10 protein-coding genes are annotated in these 15,402 nt (G+C 67.4%); 4 read left to right on the top strand and 6 right to left on the bottom strand.

The window, feature by feature from the left end; all coding sequences use genetic code 11:
- Positions 1 to 24: 24 nt before the first annotated feature.
- Positions 25 to 297, bottom strand: coding sequence for a superinfection immunity protein (locus LW840_RS10990; RefSeq protein WP_291260202.1), 273 nt, complete (start codon positions 295 to 297; stop codon positions 25 to 27).
- Positions 298 to 475: 178 nt separating this feature from the next.
- Here LW840_RS10990 and LW840_RS10995 point away from each other — a divergent pair, with 178 nt between their 5' ends.
- Complete coding sequence (locus tag LW840_RS10995; protein WP_291266167.1) at positions 476 to 1,192, top strand: hypothetical protein; 717 nt, start codon at positions 476 to 478, stop codon at positions 1,190 to 1,192.
- Positions 1,193 to 1,268: 76 nt separating this feature from the next.
- Here the strand turns inward: LW840_RS10995 and LW840_RS11000 are convergent, their stop codons facing one another.
- Both LW840_RS11000 and LW840_RS11005 read right to left on the bottom strand, forming a co-directional pair.
- Positions 1,269 to 2,666 (bottom strand): TldD/PmbA family protein, encoded by a 1,398-nt coding sequence (locus tag LW840_RS11000; RefSeq protein ID WP_291276981.1) that lies wholly within the window; start codon positions 2,664 to 2,666, stop codon positions 1,269 to 1,271.
- Positions 2,663 to 4,294 (bottom strand): TldD/PmbA family protein, encoded by a 1,632-nt coding sequence (locus LW840_RS11005; RefSeq protein WP_291276982.1) that lies wholly within the window; start codon positions 4,292 to 4,294, stop codon positions 2,663 to 2,665. The genes LW840_RS11000 and LW840_RS11005 overlap by 4 nt, the downstream gene beginning before the upstream one ends.
- A 374-nt stretch (positions 4,295 to 4,668) precedes the next feature.
- Here LW840_RS11005 and LW840_RS11010 point away from each other — a divergent pair, with 374 nt between their 5' ends.
- Entirely contained in the window at positions 4,669 to 6,117 is a 1,449-nt protein-coding gene (locus LW840_RS11010) for a M20/M25/M40 family metallo-hydrolase (protein WP_291276983.1), read from the top strand.
- A 207-nt stretch (positions 6,118 to 6,324) separates the two neighbouring features.
- Complete coding sequence (locus tag LW840_RS11015) at positions 6,325 to 7,986, top strand: sodium:solute symporter (RefSeq protein WP_291266169.1); 1,662 nt, start codon at positions 6,325 to 6,327, stop codon at positions 7,984 to 7,986.
- Positions 7,987 to 8,342: 356 nt separating this feature from the next.
- Here LW840_RS11015 and LW840_RS11020 read toward each other — a convergent pair whose 3' ends face one another.
- The 3 genes from LW840_RS11020 to LW840_RS11030 are packed head-to-tail and all read right to left on the bottom strand — an operon-like array spanning position 8,343 to position 15,166.
- On the bottom strand, positions 8,343 to 11,033 hold the full coding sequence (locus LW840_RS11020; protein ID WP_291266170.1) for a PIG-L family deacetylase: 2,691 nt from the start codon (positions 11,031 to 11,033) through the stop codon (positions 8,343 to 8,345).
- The gene (locus LW840_RS11025) at positions 11,033 to 13,807 is read right to left on the bottom strand and encodes a 2-oxoglutarate dehydrogenase E1 component (RefSeq protein WP_291268930.1); all 2,775 of its coding nucleotides are present in this window, start codon (positions 13,805 to 13,807) and stop codon (positions 11,033 to 11,035) included. Before LW840_RS11025 ends, LW840_RS11020 begins: the two co-directional genes overlap by 1 nt.
- 39 nt (positions 13,808 to 13,846) lie before the next feature.
- Complete coding sequence (locus tag LW840_RS11030) at positions 13,847 to 15,166, bottom strand: GAF domain-containing sensor histidine kinase (RefSeq protein ID WP_291260210.1); 1,320 nt, start codon at positions 15,164 to 15,166, stop codon at positions 13,847 to 13,849.
- Positions 15,167 to 15,204: 38 nt separating this feature from the next.
- On the opposite strand from LW840_RS11030, the gene LW840_RS11035 reads away from it, so the two are divergent.
- Positions 15,205 to 15,378, top strand: a complete 174-nt coding sequence (locus tag LW840_RS11035; RefSeq protein WP_291260211.1) for a DUF2256 domain-containing protein — start codon at positions 15,205 to 15,207, stop codon at positions 15,376 to 15,378.
- The last annotated feature ends 24 nt before the right edge of the window (positions 15,379 to 15,402 follow it).

Consider the following 15,402-nt stretch of genomic DNA (forward strand, 5'->3'; position numbering starts at 1 on the left):
TCGCCTGACATCCCGAGGCCACGGTCAGGACGCGCCCGGCGACTCCGCGTCGGGCGCTTCGTATGCCCAGTTCATGATCATCGAGACGACCCAACCGATCATCGTCCACCCGGTGAGCACGTTCACCGCAATGATCTTCCACTTGCGCCGCTTGCCCCCGGCCAGCGCCAGCATGCTGGGCAGGAAGTAGAGGAGCACCAGAGCCACGATGATGACGGCACCCTTGGGCAAGCCGCCGCCGGTATAGCGCGTTGGCGGCTCGGCACGCTGCAACAGCGAAAGCAGGGGGATGAGCATGCCGGCAATCTAGCGCACGACGCTTCGACCGATCCGCAGCCGCCGGACTCCCGGCAACAGGTCCACCACGCGACGCCGTCCCGTTCCGCCACAGGGACCGGTCAGTCGCGGAGTGGACGCGCGCGGGGTAACGGTGCGATTTTTCCCTGTTCCTTTTCTCTCTTTCTCCGGAGCCCGCATGTCGTCTCACGCGCGCCGCACGTTTCTCAGGCAGGCCGGTCTCACCGCCGCATCGCTGATGGCGCTGCCCGGCGCGGCACACGCCGCGCCTCCTTCCCGTGACGGGGTGCCCGCCAGCACGCTCCTGTCGGCGGCGGCGGAATGGGACGAGCTGCAGCAGGCCGAGCCGTGGGACGTGTCGTGGCCGAAGAAGCTCACCGGCAAGCACAAGGCGATGTTCGACGTGCCGGAGGTCGAGGGAGGCGTGGGCGTGTTGCGGGCCGGCATCTGGCAGCGGCAGTACACCGACGTCCTCAAGACACTGCCAGGTGACCTGTCCACGGTGATCGTCGTGCGGCACAACGGCATCTTCCTGGGGATGAACCAGGAGTTCTGGACGACCTATCAGGTGGGGAAGGCGGAAAAGCTGAAGGGGGACGACGGCAAGACGCTCAAGCACAATCCGGTGTTGCCGGCTCCCGGGCAGGATGCGCCCGCGTCCATGCGCGCGCTCATGCTGGACAAGCAGATCGAGAACGGGGCCATCGTGCTGGGGTGCGGCCTGGCCTACCGGAGCGTGGTGGGGATGATTCAGCAGCGGGACAAGCTCGACGCGGCCGAGGCGCGCAAGAAGGCCAACAGCATGCTGGTGCCGGGGGTGATCATGCAACCCAGCGGCATCTTCGCCAACGTGATGGCCGAAGAAGCTGGCTGCGCGTTCGTCTACGCCGTGTGACTTGCGCATGAGAAGACGAAGCGGTCAGGCTCCATGCGGGGCCTGACCGCTTTGTCGTACCGACGAACCCGCCTGGTCAGACCGCGTCGCTGAGGCTCGAGAAGGTGAAATCGCGCACCTTGATGGCCGGCATGAACACCGCACCGCCGGCGCCGAGGTTTTCGCTGGCGTTGATCCGGACCGAGGGCCCCATCGCTTCCAGGTTGTTCAGGAAGAAGATGGGGCTTTCGTTGTAACGGAAGTTCTTGATCGGGCGCGTCACCTTGCCGTTCTCGATCAGGAAGGTGCCGTCGCGCGTGAGGCCGGTGTACAGGATCGTGCGCGCATCCACCGGCCGGATGTACCAGAAGCGCGTGACCAGCACACCGCGTTCGGTGCTCTTGACCATGTCGGCCACACTCGAGGTGCCGCCCATCATGCGCAACGATCGGCCGGCACCGCGAAACCCGCCGCCGCCGGCTCGTGTGGGCTGCACCCCCTGCTTCTGCGCCCAGTAGCGGTCGTAGTTGAGGTTCTTCACCACGCCGTTCTCGATCCACACGACCTTCTGCAGCGGCATGCCGTCGTCGTCGAAGCCACCGCCGGTGCTCGGGTTGTCGTCGGGATCGGAGAGCAGCGTGACGCGTTCATCCACCACCTTGAGCCCGATCTTGTTGCCGCCGCCGGGCTTGGTGAAGAATGACCGCCCTTCGTCGGCCGCACGTGCCTGCATGGCCCCGGCGATGAGCTGCACGAGATTGCCGGTGGCCGTGGGCTCGAGGATCGTGGTATAGCGACCGGGCTCGATCGCCACCGGACTGCGCGAGTCACGTGCCTTCTGCACGGCCGTGGCGGCGAGGGTGGCGGGATCGAGCTCGTCGAAGCTGTTGCCATCGCTGCATGCCCATCCCGAGCCGGTCCCGTCTGGTGAGCGCACCGTGCTGGTCATGGTGACGCTGCTGCTCGAGTCGTAGGCGAACAGCCCCTTGCTGTTGGCCAGCGCGCTCGCGCCCGCACGGCACTCGATGAAGCCGGTGGCGATGAGTTCGTTCGTGCGGGCAAGCTCCGTCACGATCTTGGCCGCTGCCGCGCGCTCGGCCGGTGTGGGGAGCGACAGCACGCGCTCCTTGAGCGCCGGAAAGCTCTGCGCGCCCAGCTCCGGCATGCGCTCCGGATTGGGCGGGACGAGCTTGGCGATCTCGTACGCCTGTTTCGCGGCGGCGGCGAGCGACGCCTCGTCGAGGCGATTGGTGTTCACGCTGGCCGCACGATTGCCGTCGTAGGCCGTGATGGTGACCTGCGTGTCGCTGTTCTCGCCCGAGGTGGTGACCTGATTGAGCGCGAAGCGCGTGTCGGCGCGTGCGCTGCTGTTGATGCTCACACGCGTTTCGGGCGCCGGCGAGTTCCTGAGCGCACGCTGCGCGATTTCCTGCGCCTCGGCACGCGACAGGATCGTGGCTGGGGCGAAGAGTGAACGGGGGGCGAATTCGCTCATGCCGTCCTCCCGGTGTTGATGATGTTGACCTGCTGGAAGAGCGACGGCACGCAGCCGTGGCTGACGGAGTTGGACTGGCCGGGCTGCCCCTTGGCGTCGCCGAACGCCCCGCCGAGGTGGTAGCTGCGCGGACCACCGATGGCCTTGAGCGACTTCCAGAACTCCGGCGTGCGGAACTGGTATGCCACGTCCTTGAGCTGCCCCACGATCTTGCCGCCCTTCACCTCGTAGAACACCTGGCCGGCGAACTGGCCGTTGTAGCGCTGCTGGTCGATGGAGAAGGAGCCGTCGCCCACGATGGCGATCCCCTTGTCCATCTTCGCGATCATGCTCTCCCAGGTGTCGTCGTTGTTGCCGGGCACCATGCTCACGTTGGGCATGCGCTGGAACTGCACGTCGGCCCAGCTCTGGGCGTAGGAGCAGCCGTAGCTGCGCACGGGCTTGCCGATACTCCGGTAGTAGTCGGCCATCATGGTGGCCTGCTCGCGCGTGGTCTGATAGTCCACGAACACGCCGTTCTTGATGATGTCGAACTTGACCGGCTTCACCGCCTCGTCGTCCCAGCCGATGGCGCCGAGGGACCCCTTCTGTTCGCGGTCCCCGACGATGTTGAGCAGGTCGGTGCCGATCCGCAGCTTGCCCAGCACATCCTTGGGTGGGGCGATGAAGCTGGTGCCGGCGTAGTTGGCCTCGAAACCGAGCGCGCGATCGAGCTCGGTCGGGTGCGCGATGACTTCGTGCACCGTGAGCCAGAGATTGCTCGGATGCAGCAGCAGGTCGTAGCGCCCCGGTTCCACGGGCTTGGCACTCAGTTTCTGCACGGCGAGCTCGGCCCAGCGCGGCGCATGCTCGGCGAGCTTGCTGTTCACCACGTGCTCGTAGCCGAGACCCATCGGCGCGATCTCGTTGCCCTGTACCGACTGGAAGTCACGGAAGTCGGGGCTCACGGCCGTCACCGTCAAGCTGGGTGACGTGCGATAGATGGTCTGCACGATATACGAGCCATCGCTCGTCATGAGCGACTTCTCCTCCCGCAGGAAGAACATGCTCGAGTTGACGTTGCGGATGCCCTTCACCTTGAGCGCGGCTTCATTGGCCGCCAGCAGGTACGCCACCTTGTCGGTGATGGCTACCGTGAACGGGTCGACTTCAATGGGGCTCGTCCACGTGCCCACCTGATTGCCGGGGGTGGGCGCCAGTTCCACCGGCCTGAGCTGCGACGCGCGGTTGGCGCGGGCCTGCCCCAGCGCCGCCCTGGCGGCATTGGCCACGCTGTCCTTGTCGAGGCGACTGGTGGCCGCGAACCCCCACGCCCCGTCGACGAGCGTTCGCACACCGAGCCCGTAGGTGTCGGTGTCGCTCACCCCCTGCACGATGCGATCGCGCGTGTTCACGTTCTGCTGGCGGCGGGCGGCGACCCGCACGTCGGCATAGGATGCCCCGCCGCTCTTCGCGGTGTCGATCGCGACCTGCATGAGCGCCTTGATGACCGGGTCATCGGCGGCGGCCAGGTCGGAAACGGGCGTGACCAAACGTGACGGGTCCGCGAGCAGCGGACTCGAGACCACGAGGGAGCCGGCAGCGACGGTGGCGCCTGCCTTGAGAAAGTCACGACGGGAGCGTGTCATGATCTGGGCATGATCGGGACGGGGGGAAGAGCGACGGAAATCCGCGGGGAACGCGGCCTGATAACGTACGCCCGGCACGCAGGTCCTGTTGAGCCCCGGGAGGCCGCGGGCACGGCGACAGCGGGCGCGCTGAGACACCAGCGGGCGAGTTGCGCGTGGAGACTTCCAGGCGGAGCGTTGAGCCCGGATAGCCGTGAAGCGGAGGGTTCTCAGGGTGAGACTCGAGCGTGGCCACCCTCAATTTCCACCGCGAGCCAACGCATTGCTCACCGCCATTCCGGCTCACGTCTCTGCCTGACCGCTGGCCGCTCCCCCGCACTTCTCAGATCTCCGTGCCGGGAGGTAACGTTGGGGCTCACCTCCGCCCGTCTCCCATGTCTCCTCGTCTCTCGCTCGCTCTCGCGCTGTCGGCGGTCGTCTCGGTGCCCGCGGCCGCCCAGCCCATCCTGCGTCCCGCCCCCGGAGCCCCCACGTCGCTCACGCCCCAGCAGCAGGAGGCGCGCGCGATCTACAAGGAGATGGTGGAGATCAACACCGCCGACTCGGTGGGCAGCGTGACCAAGGCCGCCGAGGCGGTCGCGGCGCGCTTCCGGGCCGCCGGGTTCCCGGCCGCCGACATTCACCTCGTCGGCCCGGCCGACAAACCGGCCAAGCAGAATCTCATCGTACGCTATCGCGGCAAGGGCCAGGGCAAGCCGATCCTGCTGCTGGCCCACCTCGACGTCGTTCAGGCCAAACGCAGCGACTGGGCCAGCGACCCGTTCGAGATGCGGGAGGAGAGCGGCTACTTCATTGGCCGCGGCGTGGCCGACGACAAGAGCATGGCGGCCATTCTCACGGCCAACCTGCTGCGTTACAAGCAGGAAGGGTGGGTGCCGGAACGCGATCTCATTCTGGCCCTCACGGCCGATGAGGAAGGCGGCAACGCCAATGGGGTATCGTGGCTCATCGAGCACCGCCGCGAGCTCATTGACGCCGAGTATGCCATCAACGAGGGTGGCGGAGGTACCCTGGGCCCGACTGACGGACCGTTGTTTCACAGCATTCAGGCGGCCGAGAAGGTGTACCACGACTTCACCCTCACCGTGCGCAACACTGGTGGACATTCGAGCGTCCCGCGCAAGGACAACGCCATTTACTCGCTGGCGGCCGCGCTGCTCAAGATTCAGCAGCACACCTTCCCGGTCGAATTGAACGACGTGACACGTCCGTTCTTCGAGCAGACCGCCAAGGTGGAGATCCCGTCCCTGGCGGCCGCCATGCGCGCCATCGTTGCCAATCCCGGGGACACCGCCGCGGCGCGCATCATCAGTACCGACCCGCGCTACGCCAGCATGTTGCGCACCACCTGCGTGGCGACGATGCTCGAGGGCGGACACGCCCCCAACGCCCTGCCGCAGTTCGTGAAGGCCAACGTGAACTGCCGCATTGCGCCCACCAGCACCGGCTCGCAGGTGAAGGCCGTGCTGCAACGCCTCGTGAACGACAGCAGCGTCGCGATCGCGACCGACCGTCCCGATCGTCGGGACGGGGCGCCAACGCCCATCAATGCCTCGCTGCTGCGCGCCACCACCCAGCTCACGGCGGCGATGTTCAAGGGCGTGCCCGTCATCCCCACCATGAGCACCGGGGCGACGGACGGCTACCGGTTGCGGGCCGCCGGCATTCCCACTTATGGCGTGAGTGGCATCTTCTCGGCGGCCGGCGAGACCAACGCGCACGGCCGCGACGAGAAGCTGCGCGTCAAGTCATTCTACGACGGTCTCGAGTTTCTCTATCAGCTCGTGAAGCAGGTGAGCGGACCAGCGAAACCCCTCTCCTGACAGCCGGTGCGTCAGGCCTTCGTGCGGGATTCCCCATCGATGACGGCCCGCGCGCGCTGCCCCCGTGCCGGGTGGCGCCGCGCCCATCCGGTTACCTTTGGCTCATGTCCCAGTTCAAGAGCACCCTGCTGCGGGTCCTCGTCATTCAGGTCGTGACGCTCGTCCTGCTGTGGCTCCTGCAGTCCCGATACACCCCCTGAGCTTCGCATGCACTGGATCAACTGGGTGATCGTGGTGGTGTACCTGCTCGTCGTCGTCGTGGACGGCCTGCGCCGCACGCGTGGCACAACGAGCATCGAGGGCTATTTCCTCGCCTCGCGGCGCCTCCCGTGGTGGGCCGTCGGCCTCAGCGTCATGGCCACGCAGCTGTCGGCCATCACCCTCATCGGGACCACCGGGCAGGGGGCGACAGACGGCCTGCGCTTCGTGCAGTTCTACTTCGGGCTTCCCGTGGCCATGGTGCTGCTGGGAGTCACGCTCGTGCCCTTCCTGCACGGCGCCAAGGTCTACACCGCGTACGAGTACCTCGAGCGGCGCTTCGACGCGCGGACCCGGTCGCTCACGAGCTTCCTGTTTCTCCTCTCCCGGGGCATGTCGGCCGGCACGATCATCGCGGCACCCAGCGTGGTGCTGAGCGCGATCTTCGGGTGGGATCTCACGTGGTGCGTACTGCTCATTGGCGTCCCCACGATCGTCTACACCGTGCTCGGGGGGGTGGAAGCGGTCGCCTGGGCCGACGTGAAGCAGATGGTGGTCATTGTCGGGGCGCTACTGGCGCTGGTGGCCGTACTCGTTTGGCGCCTGCCGGTTCCACTGGACGATGCCTTCCGCCTTGCCGGCGCCACCGGAAGGCTGCGCGTCTTCGACTTCTCGTTTTCGCTGACCGAGACATACACGTTCTGGTCCGGCATCCTCGGCGGCACGTTTCTCATGCTGAGCTACTTCGGCACCGACCAGAGCCAGGTGCAGCGCTACCTGGCGGCACGCTCGGTAGACGAGGCCCGGAGTTCGCTGCTCATGAGTGCCTATTGGAAGATTCCCCTGCAGGCGCTCATCCTCGTCATCGGCGTGCTGGTGTTCCTCTTCTACACCTTCGCGCCGTCGCCCATGCTCTTCAATCCACGGCACGACGGCATCCTGCGCGAGAGGCAACCGGCGGTGTACGCGGAGCTCGAGTCGCGGCATGCTGCGGCGCTGGCGGGGCGCGAACAGGCAGCGCGTGAGGCGGCGGCTGCCCCCGGCGGCGGGTCGCTGGCCACCTTCAAGGCGCAGAACGACGCTCTGGAGACGGTGCGCAAGGACGCGCTGGCGGCTGCGGCCGTCGCCAGCGGCGAAAGCGCCCGCGACGTGAACTACATCATTCCGCGCTTCGTGCTCGACAACCTGCCGCTCGGCTTCGCGGGGGTGTTCCTCGCAGCCGTACTGGCCGCGGCCATGTCATCGATTGCCGCCGAGCTCAATTCGCTGGCCACGGCGACCGTCGTCGACTTCTATCAGCGATGGTATAGAAAGGAAGACACCGATCTGCATTTCCTTACCGTCGGTCGCATTGCCACCGCGCTCTGGGGCGTCTTTGCCATGGTCGTGGCCACCTACGCGGCCACGCTCGGCTCGCTCATTGAAGTGGTGAACCGGTTCGGCTCGTTCTTCTACGGCTCCATTCTCGGCGTCTTCCTGCTGGCGATGGTGAAGCGCGCTACCGCGCTGGGGGCGTTCGCGGGGCTCATCGCCGGCATGAGCGCCGTGGCGGCGGTCTCGTTCGGCCTGCCCACGGTGAGTTTTCTCTGGCACAACGTGATTGGTGCCGTGGTGGTGTTCTCGGTGGGGCTGCTGCTGTCGGTGGGAGGAAAGCGCGAGGCCTTGGCGTGACTGCGCCGAGGAACGACGCGCGATCGATGACGCGTTGGCAACTACGCGTTGGCAACTACGCGTTGGCAACTACGCGTTGGCGAGAACGCATGAACACGCGGGCACCAACGGAGGCGAAAACGCGGAGTAACTTGGATGCGACCCGGTCGCCCCGCGTCAGCGCCCGCGTCAGTGCCCGCGTCAGTGCCCGCGTCAGTGCCCGCGTCAGCGCCCGCGTCAGCGCCCGCGTCAGCGCCCGCGTCAGTGCCCGCGCCCCCGTGCGTAGTTGCCAACGCGTTCCTGCCAACGCGTAGTTGCCAACGCGTAGGCGCCAACGCGTCGTCGATCGCGCGTAGTCCCCCGCGCAGTTTCCCCGCCTACATCTTCGGCGGTATCGCCAGCGCCTGCCCCGCCACCAGATTCGCCAGCAGCCGCGCCGCCCCCGGCACGCCCGCCGGCAGCTGCCGGAACAGGGCCAGGGTCACGTACACATACCGTCCCTTCCCGAGCGGCGCCGCAAGCAGCGCTCCATCGTTGGCCGGCTCTTCGGGATCATTCATGCGCAGCAGGGACGCGTAGCGCGAATCGATGGTACTGGGCATGTACGTGGCCCGCTCCTGCACCCAACCGGCCCAATCATCGGGACCGATGCGGTTGGGCGATGTCAGCAACGGATGCGCCGGCTGCCGCACGGTCACCGGCGCGTCTTCCATGGTCACGCGCGCCGCCCGCGGCGCCCACTGCAGCGGATAGGGCGTGATTCCGGGGAAGGCGTTCATGTTCTGCGCGCCGTACTGCACCACCAGCGTACCACCGCGTCTGGCATACTCCAGCAGCCGCGCGTTGTTCTTCACCAGGAGCTCGCGTGTTTCGTACGCGCGCGGCCCGATCACGATGCTGGTGAAGCGCGAGAGGTCCGTACTGCCGAGCATGGCCGGCTCGAGCCTTTCCACCGTGATGTCGAGCTGCTCCAGCGCCTTGACGCCGGCATCACCGACCCCTTCCACGTAGCCCACGCGTGCGCGCGGGGGCCGCTTCACCTCGACGGCCGACAAGTACATGCCGGAGGCGCCATACAGGCGCATGGGCGTGATGTGATCGTACGCCACCAGGTACGGGCCGCTCGTGCTCATGGTGCCCTCGTGGAGTGCCATGGCCCCGAGCTCGTGACGCCCGGCCTTGATGGTGCCGCGCACACGGAACGTCACGAGGACACTACCCTGTGCCTCCAGAGTGCGTTCACGCTCGACCGTGTCGGCCGTGAGACCATCGGGGAGCAGGATGCGCACCGCCACCTTGGCCTCGTGCGGATACGACGAGGTGACGCGGACCGGGACGTCGCGATCCACTGGCACCCCCGCGCGCATGTACTCCATGGTGCTGCCGAGATTCACCGAGATGCCCGGCACCGCACTCACCGGAATCTGCAGGTCGCCCTTGACCGGGTCGGCATAGCGGTACACGACCGGCGTGGTGATCGTCACCGGTTCTCCGGCGATCTGCACGAACGCCTGCAGCACCGTGGACACCTTCTCCTGCTGAGCAACCTCATCGCGCGAATCGATGGGCTGCTGGAACCAGTCCTGCTGCTGGCGCCCCTTGGCGCGCCACCAGGGGGAGTTGCTCGCGAAGGCCACCGCCCAGCGCGGCATCACGTGCGCGCTGTCGGGCGCTATGGTGACATCGCCCTGGTCGGTGCCACGCATGCCGATGCCCGCCACGCCGGCATTGCGCAGGAAGATCGGTGCGCGCCCGCGGTTGAATACGGTCACCGTGACCGGCAACGTATCGTTCACGTCCACCTTCACCGGCTCACGAACCGGAAACGTGCCGCGTGGGGCCGTGGCCTCCACCACCACGCCAGCCGCAAGCACGAGCGCCTGCTCCGTGCGCGCCACGGTCGTGGCAATGGCCGCCCAGAGCGCTGGGTCCGCCTCGTCCTGTGCGCGCCGCGCATTGGGGCTGTTGCCACCACCCAACCCGTCGTTGATGTACACGAAGGGCCCGCTCCCGAGCGTGTGGCGCACACGCCGGAACTGTCCGAGTATCCGTGCCAGGGGCTGGACGACGCCTGCGGGATTGGCCGCGCGATACTCGGCGCGAAGAAACGTGAGCGTCTGGAGCGCCGAGTCCAACACCGGCTGCGCCGCCACCGGTACCCGGTTGCGAATCGCCACCCACGTGGTATCGATGCCGTCGAACAGCGAGCGTTCGGCGCGCGCATCAGCGGGACCGGTACGCGTGGCTTCTCGCGAGAGATAGCCCCAGATCACTCCCTTCCGCTGCAGCACGCCAAACCCCTGACTCTTGTGCTGCGAGCGACTCTCGGCGGCGATCTCGAAATAGCTGCGCCCCAGCAGGGGGTCGTACTCGCCGGTGTTGACGCGCAGCGTGGCGCTGTCGGGCGCCTGGCGAGCGCTGCGATAGAACTTCTGCGGAGTCCAAGGCAACCCGAAGTCCCGGCTCGGGAAGCGCACGGTATCCCCGGCCAGCTCGTAGGCCTCGCGGGCCAGCAGGCCGCTCACCTGATGGTGCCCATGGCCATCGCGGGGCGTGCCGCTGAAGAAGGCGATCATCACGTGCGGCCGGAATGCCCGCACCACGCGCACCACGTCGCCAAGGATGCTGTCCTTGGGCCAATGCTGGTAGGTCTCCTCGGCGTTCTTGCTGAACCCGAAGTCATACGCGCGCGTGAAGTACTGCGTGCCGCCGTCGATGCGCCGGGCGGCGAGCAGCTCCTGCGTGCGAATGGCGCCGAGGGCTTCGCCGAGTTCGTTGCCGATGAGATTCTGCCCCCCGTCACCGCGGGTGAGCGAGAGATACGCCGTCTCCACGTGGCGCCCGCGGGCGAGCCACGCGATGATGGGCGTGTCTTCGTCATCGGGATGCGCGGCCACGGTGAGGACGCGCCCGGTGGTGCCGATCCCGGCCAGGGCAGACCCGAGCGCGGCCGCACCCCGTTCGGGGGCGACCTGCGCCGTGAGCGATGCGCCCGGAACGACGAGCGCCGCGGCAAGTGCCGCGGCGCTGATCGTTCGCGTCGATGGAGCGACCGGAAGCCTGGTCATCAGGAGATGGCGGTCATGACCGGGCGCCCCTCGAGCACCTCGCCCGTGTCCATCACCATCGCCACGATGCGGGCCTGCTCCGCCTGATGCGCATCGGCAAACCCTTCCGCCGGACTTGCCCGCTCCGGCCGTCCCACATAGCGCACGCCGAGTGCCGCCCCGGCGCTCGCCCGCAGGCGCGGCTGCACGTAGGTCCACGCGCCCTGATTCTTCGGCTCTTCCTGCGCCCACACCACCTGCTCGAGAGCCGGATAGCGATCCACCACCTGCTGGATCTCCTCGTGCGGCCAGGGATACAGCTCTTCCACCCGCACGAGCGCCACGTGCGGATTGCGTGACGGCGCGAGCGCGAGGTCGAAATACAGCTTCCCCGAGCAGAACACGATGCGACGCACGTCGTCGCGCTGCTGCGAGGCCATGGGATCGTCGATGACGGCCTGGAAGCCACCCTGCACGAGATCGGCGAGGCGCGATGCCGCCTGTGGCAGACGCAGCAGCGACTTGGGCTGCATGCACACGAGCGGCCGACGATCCTTGCGCAAGGCCTGCCGCCGCAGCAGGTGGAAGTACTGGGCCGGCGTACTGCAGTAGGCCACGGTCATGTTCCCTTCGGCGCACAGCTGCAGGAACCGCTCGAGTCGGGCGCTCGAGTGTTCGGGCCCCTGGCCTTCGTAGCCATGCGGCAGCAGCAGCACGAGACCGCTGTCCTGCCCCCACTTCGCCCGGTCGGCCACGATGAACTGGTCGATGATGGGCTGCGCCACGTTCACGAAATCCCCGAACTGGGCTTCCCAGAGCGTGAGGGTGTCGGTGGCGATGACGCTGTAGCCGTACTCGAAGGCCATGATGGCGGTTTCGGAGAGCGCCGAGTTGTACACCTCGAACGCGCCCGTGGCACCGGGAAGATGGGCGAGCGGCGCGTACTTGCGCCCGCTGTTCACGTCGTTGAGCACCGCGTGACGGTGCGAGAAGGTGCCGCGCTCCGCATCCTGCCCCGTGAGGCGCACCGACAGGCCGTCGAGCAGCAGCGAGCCGAAGGCCAGCGCCTCCGCGTGGCCCCACTCGATCCCCCCCTGGTCGCCCATGGTGTCTCGACGTCGTTCAAGCTGCTTGGCGAGGCGCGGATTGGCCGCAAAGTCGGCGGGCCACTGCAGGAGCGACTCGTTGATGAAGTGCAACCGTTCCGGCGCGACCCGGGTGGCCACCGGCCGCGGCGTCTCGGCCGGTTCCGCCGGCCACGGCGCATGCTTCTCGCTGCCCAGCAGCGACTGCTTGAAGCGCGCGTGCATCTCGGCGTAGCGCTGCGACACCTCCTTTTCCACGTTCGCCGCCTCCTCGGCGGTCATCACCCCTTCGGCGATGAGACGGCTGGCCCACACCTGCGGCACGGTGGGGTGCTGGCGAATGGCCGCCGTACGCGTGGGCTGCGTGTACATGGGCTCGTCGCCTTCGTTGTGCCCGTGGCGACGATAGCCCACCAGATCGATGAGCACGTCCTTCTTGAACGTGGCGCGGTAGGCGCAGGCCAGGCGCATCGCGATGACGCACGCCTCCGCGTCATCCGCGTTCACGTGGAAGATGGGAATCTCGAAGCCCTTGGCCAGATCGGAGGCGTAGTACGTGGAGCGGGCATCCGACGGATCGGTGGTGAAGCCCACCTGATTGTTCACGATGATGTGAATCGTGCCGCCCGTCCGGTACGCATTGAGATGCGAGATGTTGAGCGTCTCCGCCACGATGCCCTCGCCGGGGAAGGCCGCGTCACCGTGAATGGCCACCGGCACCACCACGTGCTCATTGCGGCGTCCGGGTTTGCCCGGCTCGCGCTGCAGCGCGCGCACGACGCCTTCGATCACGGGGTTCACCACCTCGAGGTGCGACGGGTTGGGCATGAGGCGCAGCTTCACCTCGCGCCCGTCCACGGTGCGCGAGCCCACATAGCCCATGTGGTACTTCACGTCGCCGGTGGCGTTCTCGTCGGCGGCATCATGATGCCCCTCGAATTCGGCGAACAGCGCCTCGAAGGGCTTGCCCATCACGTTGGTGAGGACATTGAGCCGGCCGCGGTGCGCCATGCCGATCACCAGCTCGTGCGCCCCCGCGCGGCCGAGCGCGTCCACCATGGCATCCAGCAGCGGAATGAGCGAATCGGTGCCTTCAACGGAGAAGCGCTTGTATCCCTGATACGCGCGGCCGAGGAAGCGCTCGAGTCCGTCGACCTCGTTGAGACGGCGCAACACCTGCTTCTTTTCGTCGGCCGTGAGCGGGCGCGTGATGACTCCGTCGCGGAATGCCTTGCGGAACCAATTCCGCTCTTCGTTCACTTCGAGGTGCCACACCTCGTAGCCGATGCGCCCCGAGTACACACGGCGCTTGCGTTCGATGACGTCCTTGGCCGTGGCGAAGCGCTCGTCACCGAGCGCCGCGCCCGGGATCTGCGCCAGATCGGCGTCGGTGAGACCGTGAAACTCGGGGTGCAGTTCGTCGGCGCCCGGCGGCGGGGAGCCCAGCGGATCGAGCTGCACGGCGTAATGCCCGTACATGCGGATGGCCTGCTGCAGCGACGCGGCCGCCGCCACCTTGGCCAGCAGGGCCGTATCCCCGACGCCGGCCGCCTGGCTCGCCGGTGACGCCGCCGCGGAACCGCCAAACAGCGACTCGGCGATACGGAAGTATTGACGCCACGTCTCGTCGACGCTGGCAGGATCGCGACGGTACCGCTCGAACTGCTCGGCAAACACCCCGTCGTTGAAGACACTCGTGATGGCAGACATGGGCGGAAATCTAGCGGAGCGACATCGGCGCGCGGCACATCAGGGGGAGGTGGTGAACTGTTGCGGCAGGACCAGCGTGAAGGTCGACCCCTCCCCGGGGCGCGAGACCAACTCGATGCGCCCGCCCAGGAGGGTGGCAAGACGCCTGGCGATGTACAGACCGAGGCCGGTGCCCCGCGCACGGCGCGTCGCGGAGTCCTCCAACTGGGAAAAGGGGCGAAAGAGCCGTTGCATGTCCGTGGCGGCGATCCCCACGCCGGTATCCCGCACGGCGAACCGCGTGGTGGGCGATCCATCGGCGGCGGGGGACCCGCGGGACACGCGCACGGTCACGGCACCGATCTCCGTGAACTTGATGGCGTTCTGGCAGAGGTTGAGCAGGATCTGCCGCAGGCGCGCCTCGTCGGTGACGAGCAGCGGCAAGGCGGCTTCGAGCTCGATGGCGAACGCGATCCCCTTCTCCCGGGCCAACGGCTCGAGGAAGGGGTGGAGCGAATCCATGAGCTCGTCCACCCGCAGCGGCGCCGTGCGCGCCGTCAGACGGTCCGCCTCGAGCGAGGCGTAGGTGAGGATGTCCTCGATGAGGCTGCCGAGGTGGCGCCCGACGGTGCGCAGGCGCACGATCACATCGCGCTGTTCGGCGGTGAGCGGGCCCAGGATCTCGTCTTCCAGCAGCTCGCCGTAGCCTTCCAGTGCGGTCAGGGGGGTGCGCAGCTCGTGCGACAACATGGCCAGCAGGCTGGTCTTGGCCGCATCGGCCGAACGCGCCTCCTCGAGCAGGCGGGCCTTCCAGATCGCCAGGGCGGCCAGGTCGGCCATGACCCCCAGGCGCTCTTCATCAACGTCATCGAAGAGCGGATGCCCCGCGTCTCTGGTGATGGACAGGACGCCGAACAGCTGCTGGTTGGCGAGCAGCGGCAGCAGCAGAATGGGTCCCACACCCAGGGCTGGCAGCAGCGTGAAAAAGAAGGGCGAGCTCTCGCTGGGGTTGGCAAGGGAGAGGGTACGATGCTCACGCGCCACGCGGCCGGTCATCGTGCCCTCGAGCGGGAAGGAGATATCGAGGAGCGCTTGGGCCTTGCCAGATACTGCCACATACACGCCATTATCACCACTTAATTGAGCCACAGCAGCGCCACTTGCCCTCCCTCTGACCATGGAGAGTTCACACAGCGTCTCCAGCACCTTTTGCGAATCGGTCTCGGCGGCGAGTGCGCGGGCCACCTGTCGCAAGGTGCCGAGCTCCTCCGTCTTCCTATAGTCGGAATACAGGAGGTCCTGGTTGCTCGCCGGAAAGTCGGCGGGGTCGATAGCGGCGTGTCCCCCCGAGAGCCGCGGCGGCGGAGATGGCGAGTGCATGTGGGAACAGTGTACCGGCCTACGCCGCTTGGGGAGGCATGGCGTCCTCTCGCAAGACCACCGGCAAGCGGCCGGGGGCGGTAAACGGGCACCCCGACAAGCTGTGCGCGCGCTGTGGCCGGCCGTTCTCGTGGCGCAAGAAATGGGAGCGCGACTGGGAGAGCGTGCGCTACTGCTCGGACCGGTGCCGCATGGGGAAGAGCGCCGGCTGACGACCGACGATCGTGCCCATGCGC

This window comes from Gemmatimonas sp. (genome assembly GCF_021298855.1).
GTDB lineage: Bacteria > Gemmatimonadota > Gemmatimonadetes > Gemmatimonadales > Gemmatimonadaceae > Gemmatimonas.